The sequence below is a fragment of the Alkalihalobacillus trypoxylicola genome, assembly GCF_001590785.1.
Lineage (GTDB): Bacteria > Bacillota > Bacilli > Bacillales > Bacillaceae_D > Alkalihalobacillus > Alkalihalobacillus trypoxylicola.
The window spans coordinates 48,881-69,160 of sequence record NZ_LTAO01000009.1; the positions used below are offsets into that span (position 1 = coordinate 48,881).

Below are 20,280 nucleotides of genomic sequence, written 5' to 3' on the forward strand. Positions count from 1 at the left end.
TGCATGTTACCAAAAAAGAGTCTGAAATGAATAGATTAAAAAAATAAACAAGTCCGATCCAATCATCGGACTCGTTTTTTAAAGTCTTCCTTTTAAAATGACGAAAGGTCAACCAGCTCACTAGCAACATCCACTATTGGGAGCCAAGGGGCAGGCTTTATTTCATAGACTCTTTAGATTGGTGTTCTTTTGGTTAATATTGAATATCGCGATTATATCATAAAATATTATGCATCCACCTTTTGAACAGGTAGTCTAAATGTGAAAGTTGTCCCTTCATTAAGTTTGCTATGAACAGAAATCTTCCCCTTATGAGAGTCGATAATATTTTTGGCTATCGCTAAACCTAATCCTGTTCCACCCTTCGCTCTCGTTCTCGCTTTATCAGCTTTAAAGAATCTTTCAAAAACAAAAGGTAAATCTTGCTCTGAGATTCCACTTCCGTTATCAATCACATCAAAGATAACCTCATTTTTATCAGCTCTCACTTTAATATTAACAAAACCAGCTTCCTCGGTATGTCGTATCGCATTATGAATTAAGTTGGTTAAAACTTGCTCTATCCGATCATGATCAAATTTTAATGGAGGGAGCGGTTCAATGAGCTCTAAATCTAATCTAACCTTTTGCTCATTCGCTATTCCTTTGAATTTACGAACTACTTTTTTCATAAAATCCTGTAGATGAATTTCGTCCATATGTAAATCCACATAGCCTGCTTCCATTCTAGCAATATCTAATAATTCATTAACCAATCGACCCATTCTTAATGATTCATCATAGATAATACGAGCTAATTCTTTCTTTTCTTCATGACTTTCCGCAATATCATCAATAATGGCTTCACTATACCCTTGTAACATCGATATCGGGGTACGCAATTCATGAGAGACGTTGGCAATAAAATCTTTTCTAAGCTTATCGTGCTGTCGTTCCTCCGTCATATCTCTAATAACAGCTACAGCTCCACGAATCTGCTCACGATCATATAAAGGGGTCATAAGAATCGCGAAGGTTCTGCCTTGAATATTTTTTTCAAGTGATTGTTCTCTTTCACCTGCGACGACCTTCTGGAAGACACTTTGTAACTCCTTCGGCCCATTATTTGGTTTTATAGCACCCTCCTCATAAACCCAAGACTCTAAAATCAAATCCGCTGGAGGATTGGTAATCATAATATGCCCTTGACGATTAAAGGTAATTACTGCATCAGCCATACTTGCCAGTATTCGAGAAAGCTGCTCCTTTTCTTGATTAACCTCTGTAATAGAAATATTTAAATCTCTTGCCATTCGGTTAAATGCCATTCCAAGTAAGCCAATTTCATCATGACTGACAATCGGAATTTTAGTCTGAAATTTCCCTCTAGCAACCTCTAGAGCCGCTTCTCTCATTTTTCGTAAAGGAGCGGTAATTCTTGTAGATAAGAAAAAAGCAAAAACGGTTGTTAAAACAATCGCAATACCTGCTGAAAGATAAATAATGCTTTTTGTTTCCTTCGAGGTTTCTTCTACCACTTGTAATGATTGATACAAAAAGAAGGCTGTATCTCCTTCGTTAGAATTAAGTGGTATCCCAACAACCATTAACTCGTTAAGTGAATGATTTCCCTCTGATTGAAAGTGTCCTTCTTTTATTACGATTGATTCTCCATTAAATACATTGGCAAGAACATCATCTTCATAGAAGGATGCCAATTCAATCACTTCGCTTGGATAGACTGCTTTATCGAAGACAACTTGTCCTTCTCTTATCATAATCATATTCATATCAAGTAACTGTGAATATTCATTGATTCTTAGAATGGCCTCGTTTTCATTTTCATAGCCCTCGTATATATGTTCAATCATAGTAATATGATGAACAAGCTGCGACTCTGCTTCTTGAATATGGAACTTTTCGAAAGAGCGTAATAGCATCACCATAAGTACGGTCAAGACGACAGCAACCAATAAGATGATAGTAAACCAAAGTTTTCCTACAACACTTCTCCAAAGCATTATTCTTTTTGACCTTCAAATTTGTACCCTACTCCCCAAACCGTCGAAATCATTGATGCCGCCTCATTTGAGATACGATTCAACTTCTCTCTTAACCGTTTGATATGAGTATCAACGGTTCTTAAATCTCCAAAGAAATCGTAATTCCAAACATCCTTTAGCAACTGCTCTCTTGAGAAAACTTTATCAGGAGCCTGGGCTAAATAATATAATAATTCATACTCTTTTGGAGTTAAATTAATCTCTTGACCAGAAACGGTTACCCGATGTGCATCATTATCGATAATTAAGCTTTGAAATACGAGCATATCTTTCGTTTGTGTTTCCGTTTGTAAGAATTTTGTTGTCGATGACCTTCTTAATAAAGCCTTTACTCGTAATACAACTTCTCTTGGACTAAATGGTTTTACAATGTAATCATCTGTTCCAGCTTCAAAGCCTTGAACACGATTCGCTTCTTCCCCTTTAGCTGTAAGCATCATTACAGGCGTTGCTTTTGTTTTTCTCAACTCAACGCATACTTCTAATCCATCCATACCAGGCATCATTAAATCTAGTAATATTAAATCATAATCATTTTCTAGAGCCTTTTCTAAAGCAGATTCTCCATTCTCTGCTTCTTCGACTTCATAATTTTCTCGTTCTAAATACATTTTTAATAATCTTCTAATACGATCCTCATCATCAACGACTAAAATACGCGCTTCTTTTTCCATTAAGTTTCGCCTCCAATATGTATACCAGCTTAGCAATACGTTATAATGTTATCAAAATAAAGCCTTTACTTTTCTCTTCTATTTTAACATGGATTCGACATTCTTATGAACTGATATAAAATAAAGCAGATGAGACAATACCTCACGAATGAATGATTCCACAAATGTTAGGTCCCGCCTGTTCGTTCTCCCAAGACACTTCGCATCCGGTGGAGAGCTGCCGAACTAACTTTTTTTATAAAGTGGATTTCGGCATAGCCACTTCCTCCCATTGGAGTCTCCGTGTCTTGTGTCCGCTATCCTACGATTTTCATAGGGAATCTACCCGTTCAAAAAACCCTCCTTTTTTGCAAAAAGAAGGAGGGTTCATGGTTCGTTCTTGATGTTTGCATCCATTAAACATCATTTCAATTTTCTCTCATGTAATGATTTTAAAACAGGTTTTGTCCCTGCCTCTCCAGATCGTTTTCCTCATTTTTGTTAGTCAACAAGCTTGCTCTTTGCTTTTCTAATTATCCTGCTGCATAAGAGTGAAGTCCGGCAATGACTAAGTTAACAAATACTAAATTAAACATGATGATAGCAAAGCCAATAACACCTAACCAAGCTGACTTTTCGCCATGCCATCCTTTTGAAAGTCGTAAATGAAGATAAGCTGCATAAAACAAGAAGGTTATAAGCGCCCATACTTCCTTAGGATCCCATCCCCAAAAGCGAGACCATGCAATTTGTGCCCAAATCATCGCAAAGATTAAGCCACCTAATGTGAATACTGGAAATCCAATCGCAATCGCTCGATAGCTTACTTCATCAATGGTATCAGGACTCATCCCTTTTACGAGTGGCGTAAACAATTGCGATACCCGTTTTCTTGTAATCAGTCGAATAGCGACATATAAAATTATTCCTACTAAAAATGACCAAATAACCGTATTCAAATCGTCAGCACGAATGAACGAAGGTACATTAAATAATGGTTCCATTTTATTTTCAGTAATCAGCTGACCCTCATTTGGCCCAATTAAAGCTGGTAAATCATAGATAATAGGTGCTTCCGTACCGTTCTCATTCGTATAAGTAAATTCAGCTTCATAATTCATCCAGCTGAAAACATTGGTAATAATAATAAAACCAACTAATGTCACTAGACCATACATAATGAATTCTAGAGAGATTGTTTTTTTATTTCTTTTTGTTAAATCAACCGTTCTAATTAAGTAAATTAATCCCGAAGCAAATCCTATTGCTAAAATACCTTGCCCCAATGCGACGGTAATAACATGTATCGTTAACCAGTTACTTTGTAAGGCAGGAATTAAAGGCTGCACCTCACTTGGAAACACCGATGCATAGGCAATAATTAGCATAACAACAGGCATCGTAAATACTCCTAATACATCTGAACGATAAATGGCATATAACAACACAAAAGCAATACCAATCGCAATCCCTAAAAAGGTCATATATTCAAACATGTTTGAAACGGGTGCGTGTCCAGTAACACTCCACCGCGTAAAGAAGTAGCCTAATGAAAAGATACTTCCAAAAATTGAAGCAACAAAACCTATTAAACCTGCTCTATTTTTTTTAACTTCTCCTTGCTTGTTGCGAAAGTTTTTCGCGTGAATCGATAAAGCGAAAAATATAGTCGCAGCTAAGTAGAGGAAAAAGGCAACAAATAAAAGGTTTGAACTCAAGGCTGCCATTTTTAACCCTCCTGATTCTGATTTTTTAACTCATTATTTTTTTCATTCATTTCTACCTGATCAATTGGAGAACTCAAATCCGTCTGATCAATCACTTCATCAATATCCTTACGTAATGCTAGCCAGTTTTTATTTGTATGACCAGCTATCCAAATCTCACCTTTAATTTTTTGGAACCAAATTCTTCTATGAGCCCAATATGAGCCTTGGACAAGGCCTATCATAAAAATGGCTCCTCCTGCAATGAGAATTGGAATCGTAATATCCTTTCGAACACCTATTCCTGTTACATTGTTTGTTGTAACATCTACAAATGTCACCTTGTAATCATTCTCACCAAATGGTTCAATATTTTGAGCAATTCCCACTAAGCTTGTTTCCCCATCTGGAGTTTCTGGAGTTGTAATATTAAACACAAAAACAGGGTTATTAGGTAGCCTTGTTCTTGAAGCAGGCTCATTATTATCATCCATATAAAAATCAGGGAAATATTCCTCTACCTTCACCATATAACCCTCATCTAACTCATAAAAATCTTGCGGGTTATTCAAATCAACATCCATTCGACCGAACTGTTCGCTACTTTCTTTATTTTCGACTGTAAAGCTCATAGTTGCTAATTCATTTAATTTATAGTCAAGCTGATAGAATTTATAGCCTTGATATTCTAATGGATCGTTTACTCGAATATCATGCCTTTCTACCTCTTGCAAATCATCAACCACTCCAACAGGAGAGTCAGGGTTTGCTTGATAAAGAACGGCATTTGTTTGATAATTTTTGACCCTAGGTGCCTGCATAGGTGCTTCATCAGCTTCTTCCTCTTGGTCATAAATTTCTAATAGAAATTGTTCATTTTCTAGGAAAAGTTCCTGATTAGATCCTGGTACAACCTGTACCTCACCCTCTCGAACCCACACATGTTCATCTAAATAAAAGCCTGGAAAATATCGAAGCATACAGCCAATTAAAAAGATGATTAAACCTAGATGATTAACATACGGTCCCCATCTAGAAAAACGTCCTTTTTCAGCGACTAAATGACCCTCTTCCTCACGAATTTGATATCGCTTAGCTTTTAACTTTTCTTTTACATGCTTTAATACTTCTTCTTCGTCTTCAACCGTAGAAGAACTAAAAACACGTTGTCTTTTCATGAAATTTTCATGTCTTTTTGTTCTTTGATTCTTTAAAGCTCTATGTAAGGGTACAACTCGATCTAAACTTGCAATAATTAAAGAAATCCCTAATGATGCGAGCAAAAGCATGTACCACCAAGAGCCATATAAATCGTGGAAACCAAGCTGATAATAGATTTCTCCTAAAGCTCCATATTCCTCTTTATAAAATGTAGCCGGATTGGCTCCACCAATATAAAATTCCTGTGGAAAAATCGTACCAAAGATGGAGGCAACCAAAATTAAAACAATAATCCAAATCCCGACTTTAACAGAAGAGAAAAACATCCAAATTTTATCAATAATCGTTGATTTGTACGTTTGAGAGCGTCTTGCCACCCCTTCATAACGCATATTGAGTAAATTTTTTGATTGATTTTGGTCCTCTAAAGGTTTCCCACATGACTCACAAATAATTGTGCCTTGTGGATTCGAATGTCCACATTCACACTTCACTTCCTTCATTGGTTCCACCTCAATTAAGCCTTCGGTTTAATTTCTTCCATAAATTCTCTAATTACTTCTTCGGTTAATGCGCCAGAAAATACTCTTACTATCGTTCCATTTTCATCTACTAATACAGTAGTAGGCAGCGGACGAATTCCATATGCCTCAATGACATTTGTTTTTTCATCAATGACGATTGGAAAGGTTAAATCTAAACGTGAAGCAAACCTTTCTACCGTTAATTTAGGTTCATCTGCATTAATCGCGATAATTTCGATGCCTTGATCTTTATACTCATGATAGAGCTCTTCCATAATTGGCATCTCCCTTACACACGGAGGACAGTATGTACCCCAGAAATTAATGAATACACCTTTTCCTTCATATTCTGCAAGCTCGATTCTCTCACCTTCTAAATCCTCTAATACAAAGTTTACTGCTTCATTGCCCGCTTTTGCTACACTGTGATCCGCAATATAAATATAATAGAAGGTATAACCTATTGCTATTAGCATAATAAGTAATAGAGTAGACCTCATAATTAATCGTTTTCTTTTCAACTGTCATTCCTCCCTTCCTACGTTGTTCTCTAACCTTTCGTAAAAAGTGATAGGTCACGAATAAAAACTTGGCAAGGCCAAGTTCAGTATTTTAATGAAGCTTATCATACAAAAAAAAGATCGAATCTGATAAAAGCATCAACGAGCACGATTCCATTATAACCTTATTACGAAGAATCGGGCTTCGGTTTTTATGACGGTTTCGTGACAGCTAGATCCTTCAACCTTTTGACTTCAATCGGTTTTAAAGGTCTAGAGTCGCCAGGGTTCAAGCCATGTAAATTTAAAAAGCTGTATTGTTCCCTTTTCAATTTAAGAACTGGAAACCCAATATAGTCGAACATTCGTCGGACTTGACGATTTCTACCCTCAAAAATAGTCATTTGAATAATGGCTGTTTGCTTTTTCTTATCAATGGTTAATGTTTTAACCTTCGCTGGAGCAGTAACTCCATCCTCTAGTTTAACGCCTCTTTGTAATTGCTTTAACTCTTCTTTAGACGGTATACCCTTTACTTTTGCAACATATACTTTTTCTACATGAAATTTCGGATGCATTAATTGATTAGCCAAATGCCCGTCATTTGTTAACAGCAACAATCCGGATGTATCATAATCTAGACGCCCAACTGGGAAAATTCTTTCAGTTGATTCAATATAGTCAGTGACAACTTTTCTACCTTTATCATCTTTCACACTCGAAATAACAGAGCTTGGTTTATATAATAAATAATAGGTAGGCTCCTCTTTGTCTATTGGAACTCCACTTACTTCAATTTTGTCTTTATTTGGATTAGCCTTAGCTCCTAATTCAGAAATAACCTTGCCGTTTACGGTTACTTTTCCATCTATTATTAATTGCTCAGCCTTCCTTCTTGATGCAACCCCTGCTTGGGCAATGATTTTCTGTAATCGCTCCATTATTCTTCACCTCAATTAACATGATACCTCTCTAAACCTAACTATACAACTAATGAAACCAAAAATCCAAATCAATAAAAGAAAAAAGAAACAAGCAGAATATTCTGTTGTTTCCCTCTCATTATACATGATGCAGATTTATCTTCTTTCACAAATAAAATCAAGGCTTACTACTTACTATTTCCATTCATTACATTCCCCCAAAAACAATCGTACAAATGACAATAGCCGCTATTAAACCTACTAAATCGGATAATAAACCAACCTTTAGAGCATCTCCCATTTTTTTAATTCCAACAGCCCCAAAATAAACCGTTAATATATACAAAGTAGTATCCGTACTTCCTTGCATAACAGAAGCAAGCTTCCCAATAAAAGAATCTGGTCCAAATGTAGCAATTAAATCGGTTGTCATTCCTAGAGCTCCCGTTCCTGAAATCGGTCTAATCATAGCTAATGGAACGACCTCTGCTGGCACACCTACTATTCCTAGTACCGGCTTTAACAAATCGACAATAAATTCCATTGCACCAGACGCTCTAAAAACCGATATTGCAACAAGCATTCCTACAAGATAAGGAATAATAGAGATGGCTAAACCGAAACCATCTTTTGCTCCTTCTACGAACGCTTCATATGTAGGAACTTTTTTTAACGTTCCATAAATAAGTACAAAGCCAATTAAAAGCGGGATAATCCAGATAGAGACCATCGTGAGCACTGCCATCTAAATTCTCCCCTTTCGTTTTCTTCTATAATAAAATAGTCGATCAATGGTTATAGCCCCAATCGTCGAGATCGTGGTGACTAATATCGTAGCACCTACAATTTCAGTTGGAGCAATTGAATCATACGTCATGCGAATCGATATAATCGTTGTTGGAATAAGAGATAATCCAGCCGTATTGATTGCTAGTAATGTAATCATAGAGCGACTTGCCACATCACGATCTCCATTTAACCTTTTAAGCTCCTCCATTGCTTTTATCCCCATAGGTGTAGCTGCATTTCCAAGTCCGAACATATTTGCTGTCATATTCGATAAAATGTACCCCATTGCCGGATGATCGGCTGGGACTTCAGGAAAAAGGCGACGAAATATCGGCTGCATCCATTTTGAAAAGTTCTTAAGTAAGCCTGCAACCTCGGCTATCTTCATTAAGCCTAACCAAAAAACAAGAATACTGATTAGTCCTAGACAAATCGTCACAGCCTCTTTCGCTCCTGTAAAAATGGCCTCATTCACCTCTGGGATGGTTCCATTAAAAGCCGCATACACTAAACCAATGACGAGAAGGGTAACCCAAATAATATTAATCATCTCGATTCACCCCTAGCGTGTAAGCAAATAACCCAAGCCATCTAGACCAAAAGCCTTTCTTTTCTTTTTCCTTCGGTTCTAAAAACAGTGGAACCGCTTCAATTACTTGCTCTCCTACCGAAAACTGCAATTTACCAATCGGTTCGCTTGTATTCACATTCTCAAGCTCTTTGTTTTCTTCTCCCCTCACCAAAGTCATTTCATAACGAAGTTGGTCTTTTTCATCGCTTGAAAGTGGATAGGTTACTTCTTTTTTTGTGAATAATTGATCTTTATAAAAAGGATCATTTACTCCCTTTAATTTCCCCTTTGATACTAATGTTTCAAGCTGATAATGTTCATATGCCCATTCAAATAAATGAAGATGATCATACCAATCACTTGGTGCATTAATCGTTACGACAATTAAATCCATCTCCTCTTTTGAAGCTGTAGAAACTAAGGTTCGTTTTGCACGTTTTGTATAACCAGTTTTCCCACCAGTAGAATAAGGATAAAACTCAGTTAACATTCTATTTTTGTTTTTAAACACTCTTATTTCTTCACTATCGACTTTATAAGTTTTTGTAGCTGAAATTTCTCTATATTGCTCATTCTCCATCGCATACTGTGTTAATAACGCCATATCATAAGCACTAGAATAATGATCTTCATGATCGTCTAAACCATGAGGATTTTGAAACATTGTATTGTTCATACCTAATTCTTCGGCTTTTTGATTCATTAGTAGTACAAAGCCCTCTACACTTTCTCCCACATGCTCGGCAATCGCTACCGCAGCATCATTTCCACTTCTTAGCATCAAACCGTAAACTAAGTCCTCTAATTGGATTTTCTCATTTACTCGTAGATAAATGGAAGACCCTTCCGTACCGAAAGCACGGTCAGATACCGTCACCATCTCGTCCATTTTTCCTGATTCAATCGCTAAAATAGCTGTCATAATTTTTGTAATACTGGCAATTCTAAGCTTTTCATGCTCCTGTTTCGCATAAAGTACTCTACCGGATGATTGCTCTATTAAAATCGCCGCTTGAGCTGATATAGAAAAATCTTTTGGAACAGAAGCTCTTACTTCTTTTATAGGATAGACAAGGATGACAAAAACGAGTAAAAATAACAAGCCTAGCTTACAATTTCTCATTACGATTTCACCTACAATCATCTCGATTATAAAAGACGTGCTCCTAAGCATGTCTCCTCTTAGCAAATTGTATGCAGGACAACCGTTGATATGACTCATAACCATCATTTTTATAGAAATCGTTTAAGAGAATTTCGAAATGACTATACTATCTAACAAAGAAATCACAATAGTAAAGAGGGAAAGGAATTATGCATTTACAAGAATTAGGAATTGTTTTATTAAGAATTATCACTATTTTTCCGCTTTTATTAACCGTTACTTTAGTGATGGGGAAACGTTCTATTGGAGAGCTGCCTATTTTTGATTTTTTAGTAATTATTACCTTAGCATCAGTAACAGGTGCCGATATTGCCGATCCGACCGTTAATCATTTCCCTACCTTCTTTGCTATTATTTTTATTGCTCTATTTCAGAAACTGACGGCGCGATTGCTTATCAAAAATAGAACATTGGGAAAGTTAATCACCTTTGAACCAACGGTTGTCATTAAAGAAGGCAAACTAATTGTTCCGAACATCACGTCGATCCGCTATTCTATTGATAATATTTTACAATTATTAAGGCAAAAGGATGTATTTGATATTAATGATATTCAATTAGGCATTATTGAAGCGAATGGTGATTTAAGCATCATGAAGAAACCCGAAAAAGCCACTCCTTCTTTAGAGGATTTATCCGTATCTCAAAAGTCAAGTGGCATCTCTTATCCGGTTATTTTAGATGGAGAATGGCAGGAGGAAATTCTGGAAGCACTCCATTTATCAAAGGAATTCGTTAATAAGTTTATTCAAGATAAGGGGATCATTCATATTGAGGAAGTATTTCTTTGTACGGTTAATCAACAAAAGAATTTACATCTTTCCTATACGAGAAAAAATGAAAAAATTGAGCTTATTCAGCATTAAATGTCCATGTCACTCCAAGTCACTTTTTATATAATGGTACACTTCATTCATTTGTTTCGAGCTCCAACTGTACATTTGTTTTGCTTGTGGATGCTCAGTATCTAAAGCGAACAATTCTAAATCTGCCTCCACTTTCTTTAATTGAGCTTTTAATAATGGAAGTACGGTTGGTTCTGCCACTTTAATACTGTCATCAAAAAGATCAACATATAAAAGACCATTTTGGTCTATTTGCCCAATAAAAACATTCTCTAATGCTACATCCATTTTTGCAAGCTCTGTTTGTAGCCAATCTCTATTAAGTTTTCTAGCCGTCAAACCCTTATCAATCATTTTCCCATCCTCTATTACGATTTCAGGCTGCTTACTTTTTTTAATGGATGGAAGATTAGCATGTTGCTTTTTTTGATTTTTTAGAAGCACATTTAATTCTCCATTTGTCTCTAATAAAGCAAATTCTACATCAGCAAATTGAAAAATATTCTTTTTTCTCAATTTACGCATAAGCTCAGAGCTAGTAAGATGTTGTTTGCTTAATTGATCCTCTAACACCTTCCCATCTTTAATCACTGGAATACCTTGTCCATTTAAAAAATGATTAAATTTAGAACTTTTCACACTAATCATTGGAAGAAAAATAGCAACCAAACCCCATATTAAAATAGAAACGAGCGCAAGTACAGGAGGGATAGAAAGCATGATTGAACTTACACTAGTTATAATCAGCAAACCAGCTAATAGCGCAAATTCAAAGGCTGAAAGTTCACCCATTGGTTTTTTTGCAAGTAATTTAGTAAAAGTTAGCAATAGCCCTATCCCAATTATTGAGCGTATAATCACTTCAACCCATCCAGGCATTATGGTCATCTCCTTCTTTAGTTTCCTTGATATTGTGGTTCCTGTTTTTCAATTTCTGATACTCTTTTTTCAATTTGCGTAATGACTGTTTTTGTTTTTAATGAAGCTTGATGGAAACGGTCTCGCTGTTCCATTGCCTCCGCTTGAAGGGATAATGTTTGTAAGGTTGCTTCGATCCCTTTTAAAGAAGCTAATGTACCTTTAACTTGACTAGAAACGGTCATGCTCTTTCACCTACCCTTTTGGTCTAAATAGTAATGAAGCAATAAAACCGAAGATAATGGCTGCCGATATCCCGGCACTTGTAACCTCAAAAATCCCTGTAATAACCCCAATCAATCCATTTGCTTCGGCTTCAGACATTGCACCATGAACCAACGAATTACCAAAGCTCGTGATAGGTACTGTAGCACCTGCACCTGCAAAATCTATTAAAGGCTCATAAAGACCTAATCCATCCAAGATAGCTCCTGACACTACTAAAGCCGTCATCGTATGTGCAGGTGTAAGCTTTCCTACATCCATCATTAGCTGACCAATGACACATATAAGTCCACCAACTAAAAAGGCCCATAAAAAAATCATGTTTTTGCCCCCCTTTCAATAGAAACAGCATGAGCAATCGTTGGAATTGATTCCTTTTGTTGAAAGGATAATGGCGATAGTAAAGCACCTGTTGCCACGACTAATATTCGATTCCATTCTCCTTGTTTCATCCGCTTTAATAGATGACCATATAATACAGATGCTGAACAGCCAGGACCACTTCCACCAGCTAATACCGGTTGGTCTTCTCTATATAGTAGTAATCCACAATCTTGTAATTGATTATGATCATAATCCATTCCTTTTTCTTTTAGCATTTCTCTCGCAATTGATAATCCAATTTTCCCGAGATCTCCTGTAATAATTAAATCGTAATAATCAGGGGGAAGCTGTAAATCTCGAAAGTGAGAAATTATCGTATCAACAGCGGCTGGTGCCATTGCCCCTCCCATATTAAACGGATCAGAAAGACCCATATCAATAATTTTCCCCATAGTCGCTGATGTTATTTTCGGTCCCGCTCCATTTTGTCCAATAATAGCTGCTCCTGCGGCTGTAGCTGTCCACTGAGCGGTTGGGGGTTTTTGTCCTCCATATTCTGTTGGATAACGAAATTGCTTCTCTGTCGCTGTATTATGACTAGAGGCTACACTGGCCATATACTGAGCTCCTTGGTAATTGACGATGTATGCAGACAAGGCTAATCCTTCCATTGATGTCGAACAAGCCCCAAATAACCCGACATAAGGAATACCTAACGTTCTTCCTGCAAAAGATGAAGGAGTTAATTGGTTCACTAAGTCTCCTGCACACATAAAATTAATATTTTCTTTTGCAAGATTTTCTTTTTCTATTGCTATTGTTATACTATCTTCGATCATTACCTTCTGTGCTTTTTCATAGGAGTCTTCGCCTAACCATAAATCATCATATAGACGGTCAAAATCCTCCGCTAGTCGACCTTTCGCTTCAAATGGCCCAGCAACTACACCAGTCGAAAGAATAACGGGCTGGTTAGAGAATAACCAAGATTGATGTCCTTTGAGCATTTAAAATCCACCCCATTTCATAAATAACGTTTTTATAATGGCAATGATAAAGGCAGCAAAGGTTCCGAAAACGATCACAGAGCCTGCAAGCTTAAACATATTCCCACCAACACCAAGTACATACCCCTCTGTTCGATGCTCTATAGCTGCTGATGCAATTGAATTGGCAAATCCTGTGACTGGAACAGCGGTCCCAGCACCTGAAAATTGAGCAATCCGATCATAAACTCCAAACCCTGTTAAGAGCACAGAAACAAAAATGAGAGTAGCTACAGTAGGGTTTCCCGCCGTTTTTTCCGTAAAATCAAAAAAGGTATAATACATAATATTAATTGCTTGTCCGACAACACAAATAAAGCCACCTATTAAAAAGGCTCTTATACAATTTTTAATAACAGGTCTTTTAATTTCATGCTTTTTGGCTAAAGCCTGATACGCTTGCTGAGTTGGAGTGGCTTGCTTTTGTTTACTATTGGACATAAAATCTCCCTCTATCCTTTCATCATTTCTTCAATTTTTTGCAATTTCTTTTCTAAATCTTCATTCTTAATCTTTCCATTTTTTAATTGTTGCTCGAGCTTTTCTAATTCCATGTAAACTTTTTTATCGGTTGATACATGAATTTCACTGTCTGGGAATGTTTTTTTTAGCTTTTCAAATCCATTTTTTCGAATTTCCTTTAATCGAAACCTCGAAAATTGTTTCACTTTAGGATCAGCATATATTTTTTGATCATAAACAATCGCCTGGACATCAATGACCTCTTCCATTTTCTTTAATTCTGCTTTTACGTCGTTGATTTTGTTTTGGTCTTTATAAGATGACTCACTTGTTAGTGAAGCTTGTGATGATTTAGCGGTATCTTGATTACAGGCTCCTAATAAGCAACTAATGAGCATAATAAACAACATGAATTTCTTCATAAAATCACCATCCGATCTCTGTATATGTATAGCAAGCGAGATTACTCTTTTTGAAAGAGCAATCTCAACTATTTATTGACGATATTGAGGTTCTTCTTGCATGATTTGCTGAACCCTTGGCTCTAATTGATCTACTATAGTTTGAGTTTGCTCAGCCATTTGCTGGTAAAGTTGCTTTGCCTGTTGATTTTCTGTTTCCAATGCAAAGGTTTCTAAGCTTGCCTGTGCACTTTTTAGTCCTGCAATAGTTTGTTTTATTTTCGATCCGACGGTCATTCTCTTTCCTCCTTTTTCATTCGAAGTCCTTATTAATATTTAATGTTTAATAAAAAACTATTAGTTACAATTTTTTACAAAAAAGAATTAGCCTATTCTTTAATTGACTAGTTAATTGAATTTTCTTCCACCATAAAATTCTCTATTTACGACACACTAATATAAAATAATAAGATCGAACACATAGGAATCGTTGTAAAAAGGAGTAATGTTCATGGCAAACAGCTTTTTTTCATTAACTATAGAATTATTTGTTGGATTTTTTGCCTTACTTGTATTAACTAAATTTTTAGGGAAAAATCAAATTACTCAATTAACTCCTTTTGATTTTATTTCCGCTTTAGTTCTAGGTGAGCTTGTAGGGAATGCTATTTATGATCCTGAAATTGGGTTACATTATGTTTTATATGCGATTTTCTTTTGGGGTGCATTAATTTTTGTGATTGAGATGATTACACAAAAGATTAGAGAATCAAGATCGATTTTAGAAGGAAAGCCTTCTCTAATCATTTCTAACGGAAAAATTCAATATGAAGAATTAAAGAAAAATAAACTGGATCTTAACCAGCTACAACATCTTTTAAGAGAGAAAGATGTTTTTTCGATTCGCGAAGTACAAAACGGTATTTTAGAGACGAACGGGACCGTAAGTGTAATGAAAAAATACTCCTATGATTCGCCTAAAAATAAAGATATTAAGCTTCCTTCTAAATCAGTTGCTTTACCAATCGTTTTAGTAATGGATGGAGAGATTATTTCTGAGAGTCTTGATTTTTTAGAAAAAAAAGAAGAATGGCTAACGGATGAATTACATCAGCGAGGTATAGCGGGAATCAAAGCGGTGTTATATGCCGAATGGACGGAAAATGAAGGATTTGAAATACAGACTTTTTAAAAACAAAATTTATTAATGCTTTCGATATAAAATAATTTCATCCATCTTCACTATCGGTTATGATTAGATAGAGTGGAATATAAACAGGATTTACACAAATTAGAAAATAAATTCCAATCACTCATCTCATTTCAATCATCATGGAATTCATTATACAAGCATATAAAATAAATAATGAACCTTTATGTCAGAATTAAAGATAGGTAGGTAAGTATGGATATTATTTCAACTTCTGTCACGATATTGTTCGTAACAAATTTCTTTTTCGCATCTCTATTAATATTTATTGAAAGAAAAGACCCTGCCGCAACATGGGCCTGGTTACTTGTTCTGTACTTCATCCCCTTTTTGGGATTTCTAATTTATTTGTTATTAGGGCAAAACTTAACGAGAGAAAGACTGTTCTACTGGGACGGCATTAAAAGGATTGGCCTTGAAAAAGCCATACAAGAACAAAAGGAAAAATTATTAGACCCCGACTTCACGTTTAAAAACGATATGGTAGAAAATCACCGCGATTTAATTTACATGCATTTGATGAATAATGATGCCCTACTTACAGAGCATAATCATATTGATATATTCATTGATGGAAAAGAAAAATTTGAAACGCTTTTTCGAGATATTGAAAATGCAAAATCCTCCATTCATGTGCAATACTATATTTTTAAACATGATGAACTAGGAAGGAAGTTTATTGAATTATTAACAAAAAAAGCTGCAGAGGGAGTAACAGTTAGGCTATTATATGATGATTTAGGCTCAAGGAAATTACGAAAGAAGCACTTAGCTAAATTTGAAAAAGCCGGTGGAGAAGTGGCTGTGTTTTTCCCTTCCAAATTTACTATCATCAATTTGCGTTTAAATTATCGAAACCATCGAAAGCTAATAAATATCGATGGAAAAATTGGATATATCGGGGGCTTCAATGTTGGTAATGAATATCTCGGTAAAAAAGCGAAATTTGGCTATTGGCGAGATACTCACCTTCGCGTTTTAGGTCAATCAGTGCACGCCATTCAAACAAGGTTTATTCTTGATTGGAATCAAGCAGCCAAAAAGCAAGTCATCGAATATGAAGAGAGATACTTCCCTGAACTCGATGGTCATAATGGCAGTACCGCTTTACAAATTGTCTCTAGTGGTCCAGATTCCGAATGGGAACAAATAAAAAATGGTTATATTAAGCTTATTGCCCAAGCTAAAGAAAGTATTCTTATACAAACTCCTTATTTTATTCCAGACCAAACACTGCTAGACGTTATAAGAGTGGCTGCCCTATCTGGTGTCGATGTAAAAGTAATGATTCCTAATAAACCTGACCATCCATTTGTTTACTGGGCAACCTACTCTTATGTTGGAGAACTATTAAAATCTGGAGCAAAAGTGTATATCTATGATAACGGTTTTATACATGCTAAAACGATTATTATAGATAGAAGTATCAATGCAGTAGGGACGGCAAACATTGATATGAGAAGCTTTAAATTAAATTTTGAGGTTACAGCTTTTATGTATGATTTAAATACGTCAGAATTACTTGCTCAAATGTTTGAGGATGATATGAAGCTCTCCTACGAATTGACCGCAGAACGATATGAGAATCGATCAAAATGGATTCGTTTTAAAGAATCGATTTCTAGGTTGCTCTCTCCGATCTTATAAAATTTTATTTTGATTTACTTACCTCATGCAAAACTAACTCAACTAGCTTGTAACTGTTGAGTTAGTTTTTTATCCAATAAGAGGTTAATAAGTTTTCCAAACGACTTGCTCTGCAATATCAAATCGGTCTGATACCGCTCTCCAATTCACAATATTCCACCAATTTTCTATATATTTCTTTTTTTCATTTTTGTATTGCAAATAATAAGCATGTTCCCATACATCTAGTACTAATAAAGGAATCATATCCTGCTGTGATAAATTTTGATGCTTTTCTGCTTGTAAAATTTCAAGCCTTTTTGAACGTGGTGACCAGACAAGCATCGCCCAGCCTCCTCCTTCTACTTGATTGGCGGCTTCTGTAAAGTGATTTTTCATCTGCTCAAAGCTACCAAAATCCTCATTAATTTGCCTTGCTAACCTTCCGACTGGTTGGCCACCTCCAGAAGGGGTCATAATCTCCCAAAATAGTGAATGCAAATAATGACCGGCTCCATGAAAAGCTAATTCACGCTCCCAATGCTTAACAAGCGAATAGTCTGAATTCTCACGAGCTTGTTGTAAAGCGAGCTCTGCTTTGTTTAAACCATCCACATAGCTCTGATGATGTTTATCATGATGTAAATACATAATTTCTTCCGCTATAATGGGTTCAAGTGCATCATAGCTATACGGAAGTGGCGGTAAAACATGACCACCAATCGGTACTCGTTCACTGCCCTTTTCCATCCAATTTTGGTAAGCTCGAAAACATATATGTGCGAGCTGATTTAAAGTGACTTCATCTTCTTCTTTATCCAATGCATTCTCTAAATTTTTTAAGCTTTCCTGATAATGTTGCATGATTTCTTCTGATCGGTTTGAGCGGTGAGAATCAAGGCTCAGTGAACTCATCTGGGATACCCAATGTTTCATCTCATCATAATAAGCTGACATTCAAACACTCCTTTTTTAATCCACTACTTTTTAACCTATGTAGGTTCATACCTAGATGTGAAAAAGAGTTGGAATCAATTCGATTCCAACTCTTCTAATTCTAAGTTATTCAGAAATAAATCAGCTTCTTCTTCTTCATAAAATTCTTCTACTTGATCCGGCAAAGCTGGTAATTCAGCGATATCATTTAAACCAAAATGGTCTAAAAATTGCGGAGTCGTTCCATATAATATTGGCCGGCCCGTCCCTTTTGCTCGCCCATTTTCTTTAATGAGTAGTTTATTTGCCAAAGACTGTAGGGCTTTTTCTGATTTTACCCCACGTATTTCTTCAATTTCAATTCTTGTAATGGGCTGTTTATATGCGACAATCGCTAATGTTTCTAAAGCAGCCTGAGATAAACCAGAATGAATGGGAGATATGGCTAAAGCTTTCACATAGCCTAAATGCTCAACCTTTGTCGCCAAGCGAAGTGTATCAGCTATGTCAATTAATTGAAGACCTCTTCTACTTTTTTTATATTCGATTTTCAATTTTTCGATTGCATCATTAATGTCTTCAATTGGCGCTGCAATAATTTCCTCTAATTGCTTATTAGATAATCCATTATCACCTGCAACAAACAATAGCCCTTCAATGACGCCCATTAATTCATCCTTATCCATCAGACTTCTCCTCTTCCATTTGGCAAATCAATATATCAGCAAAATTATGTGATTGTGTACAAATAATCGCTCTTGTTTTCATCAGCTCTAGAATAGCTAAAAACGTAACCACAATTTGAGGTTTTTCGGCTACCTCAAACAATTCCTCAAAACGGCAAGTACCATTTCTTTGTGACAACACATCAATCACTTGATTCATTCGATCCTCAATCGAATACTCCTGACTGCGCACCGTTCTAGTTTGAGGTATTTTTAAAGATTTTCGTCTAAGCATTTTTTGGTAGGCTGATAGCATATCAAATAAAGAAACACCTTGGATAGATGCATCTCTTTTTTCGTCATGAGAAATATATTGATCTAAATCCTCTGCTGCCCTTGTATGTATAAAGCTTCGTTGTTCTTCTTTCTCTTTTAATTCTTGAGCAGCCTCTTTATACTTGCGGTATTCAACAAGTCTTGAGACTAATTCATCTCTAGGATCATCATCTTCATAATCTAAGAACTCTTCCTCCATTTCCACTGAAGGATTTGGCAAAAGCATTTTAGATTTAATGGCTAATAAAGTGGCTGCCATTACTAGGTACTCACTCGCTATATCTAATTGTATTTCTTGCATCGTATGTATATAAGACAAATATTGTTCAGTTATTTGCGAAACGGGTATATCATAAATATCGACTTCTGCTTGATTAATTAAATGCAAAAGTAAATCTAATGGTCCCTCAAATCGGTCTAATTTTACCTGGTATGAGCTCATCCTATCATCACTAGCACTTCCTATTCTATATGACACTCCAAAATTATAACATACATCCCCACTAGGCGTAATGACCATTTATAGAATTCCCTTTTCACTTCTATGCATAGATGATACAATTATAATATGTCTTTTAGTTTAATTTTGAAGGATGATTTTAATGTATCCTAAAGCTTATATCGATTATCTTGTTTATTTTCATGTCAATTTTGATTATTTTGAATGTCATGAAGTATTAGAAGAGTATTGGAAAAAAAGTCCTGCCGAAAAAAGAGAAACGATTTGGGTCGCTTTTATTCAGTTAGCTGTTGGTTTATATCATGAAAGACGTGATAATACAAACGGTGCTCTAAAGATGCTCAAGCGCTCTGCTTTTTTGTTTGAAAAGCAACAAGCTACTATAGAAAGCTTAGCCATCGATCCAAATTTATTACTGTCCTTAATCAATCAAAGAATGACTCATATACAAACAAATACGAACACTCCATTTTCTCCTTTTTCTCTTCCAATATTGCAGCATGATTTACTATTATTGATTGAAGAAAGACGAGAAGTATTACAAATCCCTTGGGAAAAAGAGGGTGCTTCTCATAACTCATTTATTGTTCATAAGCATTTTCTCCGAGATCGAACAGAAGTTATTGAAGAGCGTGAGCTCCAACTATTGAAAAGACGATCTTATGAATAGAAAAAAGCTGAGTAAAGAGAACTTGGGCTGACCCCAAAAAGTGAGACAAATATAAAACACCTTTAAGTAGAAATCGGTTATTGTTAACCTAAAGAATACTTGGAGGTGTTTTTTCTATGGGA

At 35.8% G+C, this 20,280-nt stretch carries 23 protein-coding genes; 4 read left to right on the forward strand and 19 right to left on the reverse strand.

Translation table 11 applies throughout. The features are described from left to right. Positions 1-227 precede the first annotated feature (227 nt). The 9 genes from AZF04_RS06390 to AZF04_RS06430 form a co-directional block, all read right to left on the reverse strand. Positions 228-2,000 (reverse strand): ATP-binding protein, encoded by a 1,773-nt coding sequence (locus tag AZF04_RS06390; protein ID WP_061948035.1) that lies wholly within the window; start codon positions 1,998-2,000, stop codon positions 228-230. Then, a complete protein-coding gene (locus AZF04_RS06395; protein ID WP_045484227.1) occupies positions 2,000-2,716 on the reverse strand; it encodes a response regulator in 717 nt (238 codons plus the stop codon). Before AZF04_RS06395 ends, AZF04_RS06390 begins: the two co-directional genes overlap by 1 nt. Before the next feature lie 512 nt (positions 2,717-3,228). Continuing rightward, entirely contained in the window at positions 3,229-4,422 is a 1,194-nt protein-coding gene (gene ccsB, locus AZF04_RS06400; protein WP_045484230.1) for a c-type cytochrome biogenesis protein CcsB, read from the reverse strand. 2 nt (positions 4,423-4,424) lie between these two features. Further along, positions 4,425-6,065, reverse strand: coding sequence for a cytochrome c biogenesis protein ResB (resB, locus tag AZF04_RS06405; RefSeq protein WP_061948036.1), 1,641 nt, complete (start codon positions 6,063-6,065; stop codon positions 4,425-4,427). A gap of 14 nt (positions 6,066-6,079) precedes the next feature. Beyond that, complete coding sequence (gene resA, locus AZF04_RS06410) at positions 6,080-6,607, reverse strand: thiol-disulfide oxidoreductase ResA (protein ID WP_045484235.1); 528 nt, start codon at positions 6,605-6,607, stop codon at positions 6,080-6,082. Positions 6,608-6,798: 191 nt separating this feature from the next. Continuing rightward, positions 6,799-7,527, reverse strand: a complete 729-nt coding sequence (locus AZF04_RS06415; RefSeq protein WP_061948037.1) for a pseudouridine synthase — start codon at positions 7,525-7,527, stop codon at positions 6,799-6,801. A gap of 190 nt (positions 7,528-7,717) precedes the next feature. Next, positions 7,718-8,254: a spore maturation protein gene (locus AZF04_RS06420; protein WP_061948038.1), complete on the reverse strand. Its 537-nt coding sequence runs from the start codon at positions 8,252-8,254 to the stop codon at positions 7,718-7,720. Beyond that, positions 8,255-8,848 (reverse strand): nucleoside recognition domain-containing protein, encoded by a 594-nt coding sequence (locus AZF04_RS06425; RefSeq protein ID WP_045484245.1) that lies wholly within the window; start codon positions 8,846-8,848, stop codon positions 8,255-8,257. Continuing rightward, on the reverse strand, positions 8,841-9,992 hold the full coding sequence (locus tag AZF04_RS06430; protein ID WP_061948052.1) for a D-alanyl-D-alanine carboxypeptidase family protein: 1,152 nt from the start codon (positions 9,990-9,992) through the stop codon (positions 8,841-8,843). The genes AZF04_RS06425 and AZF04_RS06430 overlap by 8 nt, the downstream gene beginning before the upstream one ends. A 191-nt stretch (positions 9,993-10,183) precedes the next feature. Between AZF04_RS06430 and AZF04_RS06435 the strand changes: the two genes are divergently transcribed. Beyond that, positions 10,184-10,900, forward strand: coding sequence for a DUF421 domain-containing protein (locus AZF04_RS06435; protein WP_061948039.1), 717 nt, complete (start codon positions 10,184-10,186; stop codon positions 10,898-10,900). A 9-nt stretch (positions 10,901-10,909) separates the two neighbouring features. Here AZF04_RS06435 and AZF04_RS06440 read toward each other — a convergent pair whose 3' ends face one another. From AZF04_RS06440 to AZF04_RS06470, 7 genes are all read right to left on the reverse strand, one after another. Then, entirely contained in the window at positions 10,910-11,758 is an 849-nt protein-coding gene (locus AZF04_RS06440; RefSeq protein WP_061948040.1) for a DUF421 domain-containing protein, read from the reverse strand. Between the two features lie 17 nt (positions 11,759-11,775). Then, positions 11,776-11,982: a DUF1657 domain-containing protein gene (locus AZF04_RS06445; protein WP_045484256.1), complete on the reverse strand. Its 207-nt coding sequence runs from the start codon at positions 11,980-11,982 to the stop codon at positions 11,776-11,778. Between the two features lie 10 nt (positions 11,983-11,992). After that, positions 11,993-12,343, reverse strand: a complete 351-nt coding sequence (spoVAE, locus tag AZF04_RS06450) for a stage V sporulation protein AE (RefSeq protein ID WP_045484259.1) — start codon at positions 12,341-12,343, stop codon at positions 11,993-11,995. Next, positions 12,340-13,353 (reverse strand): stage V sporulation protein AD, encoded by a 1,014-nt coding sequence (spoVAD, locus tag AZF04_RS06455; protein WP_061948041.1) that lies wholly within the window; start codon positions 13,351-13,353, stop codon positions 12,340-12,342. The genes spoVAE and spoVAD overlap by 4 nt, the downstream gene beginning before the upstream one ends. Further along, a complete protein-coding gene (gene spoVAC / locus AZF04_RS06460; protein ID WP_045484264.1) occupies positions 13,354-13,833 on the reverse strand; it encodes a stage V sporulation protein AC in 480 nt (159 codons plus the stop codon). It lies immediately after the preceding gene. Between the two features lie 11 nt (positions 13,834-13,844). Beyond that, entirely contained in the window at positions 13,845-14,276 is a 432-nt protein-coding gene (locus AZF04_RS06465) for a YhcN/YlaJ family sporulation lipoprotein (protein WP_061948042.1), read from the reverse strand. Between the two features lie 72 nt (positions 14,277-14,348). Further along, positions 14,349-14,552 carry a DUF1657 domain-containing protein gene (locus AZF04_RS06470; protein ID WP_061948043.1) on the reverse strand — a complete coding sequence of 68 codons (204 nt, stop codon included), beginning with the start codon at positions 14,550-14,552 and terminating at the stop codon, positions 14,349-14,351. A gap of 214 nt (positions 14,553-14,766) precedes the next feature. On the opposite strand from AZF04_RS06470, the gene AZF04_RS06475 reads away from it, so the two are divergent. Further along, a complete protein-coding gene (locus AZF04_RS06475; protein ID WP_061948044.1) occupies positions 14,767-15,447 on the forward strand; it encodes a DUF421 domain-containing protein in 681 nt (226 codons plus the stop codon). A 213-nt stretch (positions 15,448-15,660) separates the two neighbouring features. After that, positions 15,661-17,112, forward strand: a complete 1,452-nt coding sequence (cls, locus tag AZF04_RS06480) for a cardiolipin synthase (RefSeq protein ID WP_061948045.1) — start codon at positions 15,661-15,663, stop codon at positions 17,110-17,112. 84 nt (positions 17,113-17,196) lie between these two features. Here the strand turns inward: cls and AZF04_RS06485 are convergent, their stop codons facing one another. The 3 genes from AZF04_RS06485 to AZF04_RS06495 form a co-directional block, all read right to left on the reverse strand. Beyond that, positions 17,197-18,048 carry a superoxide dismutase gene (locus tag AZF04_RS06485; RefSeq protein WP_061948046.1) on the reverse strand — a complete coding sequence of 284 codons (852 nt, stop codon included), beginning with the start codon at positions 18,046-18,048 and terminating at the stop codon, positions 17,197-17,199. Between the two features lie 74 nt (positions 18,049-18,122). Beyond that, complete coding sequence (gene scpB / locus AZF04_RS06490) at positions 18,123-18,713, reverse strand: SMC-Scp complex subunit ScpB (RefSeq protein ID WP_045484276.1); 591 nt, start codon at positions 18,711-18,713, stop codon at positions 18,123-18,125. Further along, positions 18,706-19,470, reverse strand: coding sequence for a segregation/condensation protein A (locus AZF04_RS06495; protein ID WP_061948053.1), 765 nt, complete (start codon positions 19,468-19,470; stop codon positions 18,706-18,708). Before AZF04_RS06495 ends, scpB begins: the two co-directional genes overlap by 8 nt. A gap of 160 nt (positions 19,471-19,630) precedes the next feature. Here AZF04_RS06495 and AZF04_RS06500 point away from each other — a divergent pair, with 160 nt between their 5' ends. After that, positions 19,631-20,158: a DUF309 domain-containing protein gene (locus AZF04_RS06500; RefSeq protein WP_061948047.1), complete on the forward strand. Its 528-nt coding sequence runs from the start codon at positions 19,631-19,633 to the stop codon at positions 20,156-20,158. Positions 20,159-20,280 lie beyond the last annotated feature (122 nt).

Bases quoted from the DNA above. Each gene is read 5' to 3' on its own strand.
- AZF04_RS06390 (WP_061948035.1), bottom strand. From the start codon at position 2,000: ATGCTTTGGAGAAGTGTTGTAGGAAAACTTTGGTTTACTATCATCTTA.
- AZF04_RS06395 (WP_045484227.1), bottom strand. From the start codon at position 2,716: ATGGAAAAAGAAGCGCGTATTTTAGTCGTTGATGATGAGGATCGTATT.
- ccsB (WP_045484230.1), bottom strand. From the start codon at position 4,422: ATGGCAGCCTTGAGTTCAAACCTTTTATTTGTTGCCTTTTTCCTCTAC.
- resB (WP_061948036.1), bottom strand. From the start codon at position 6,065: ATGAAGGAAGTGAAGTGTGAATGTGGACATTCGAATCCACAAGGCACA.
- AZF04_RS06415 (WP_061948037.1), bottom strand. From the start codon at position 7,527: ATGGAGCGATTACAGAAAATCATTGCCCAAGCAGGGGTTGCATCAAGA.
- AZF04_RS06420 (WP_061948038.1), bottom strand. From the start codon at position 8,254: ATGGCAGTGCTCACGATGGTCTCTATCTGGATTATCCCGCTTTTAATT.
- AZF04_RS06425 (WP_045484245.1), bottom strand. From the start codon at position 8,848: ATGATTAATATTATTTGGGTTACCCTTCTCGTCATTGGTTTAGTGTAT.
- AZF04_RS06430 (WP_061948052.1), bottom strand. From the start codon at position 9,992: ATGAGAAATTGTAAGCTAGGCTTGTTATTTTTACTCGTTTTTGTCATC.
- AZF04_RS06435 (WP_061948039.1), top strand. From the start codon at position 10,184: ATGCATTTACAAGAATTAGGAATTGTTTTATTAAGAATTATCACTATT.
- AZF04_RS06440 (WP_061948040.1), bottom strand. From the start codon at position 11,758: ATGCCTGGATGGGTTGAAGTGATTATACGCTCAATAATTGGGATAGGG.
- AZF04_RS06445 (WP_045484256.1), bottom strand. From the start codon at position 11,982: ATGACCGTTTCTAGTCAAGTTAAAGGTACATTAGCTTCTTTAAAAGGG.
- spoVAE (WP_045484259.1), bottom strand. From the start codon at position 12,343: ATGATTTTTTTATGGGCCTTTTTAGTTGGTGGACTTATATGTGTCATT.
- spoVAD (WP_061948041.1), bottom strand. From the start codon at position 13,353: ATGCTCAAAGGACATCAATCTTGGTTATTCTCTAACCAGCCCGTTATT.
- spoVAC (WP_045484264.1), bottom strand. From the start codon at position 13,833: ATGTCCAATAGTAAACAAAAGCAAGCCACTCCAACTCAGCAAGCGTAT.
- AZF04_RS06465 (WP_061948042.1), bottom strand. From the start codon at position 14,276: ATGAAGAAATTCATGTTGTTTATTATGCTCATTAGTTGCTTATTAGGA.
- AZF04_RS06470 (WP_061948043.1), bottom strand. From the start codon at position 14,552: ATGACCGTCGGATCGAAAATAAAACAAACTATTGCAGGACTAAAAAGT.
- AZF04_RS06475 (WP_061948044.1), top strand. From the start codon at position 14,767: ATGGCAAACAGCTTTTTTTCATTAACTATAGAATTATTTGTTGGATTT.
- cls (WP_061948045.1), top strand. From the start codon at position 15,661: ATGGATATTATTTCAACTTCTGTCACGATATTGTTCGTAACAAATTTC.
- AZF04_RS06485 (WP_061948046.1), bottom strand. From the start codon at position 18,048: ATGTCAGCTTATTATGATGAGATGAAACATTGGGTATCCCAGATGAGT.
- scpB (WP_045484276.1), bottom strand. From the start codon at position 18,713: ATGGATAAGGATGAATTAATGGGCGTCATTGAAGGGCTATTGTTTGTT.
- AZF04_RS06495 (WP_061948053.1), bottom strand. From the start codon at position 19,470: ATGAGCTCATACCAGGTAAAATTAGACCGATTTGAGGGACCATTAGAT.
- AZF04_RS06500 (WP_061948047.1), top strand. From the start codon at position 19,631: ATGTATCCTAAAGCTTATATCGATTATCTTGTTTATTTTCATGTCAAT.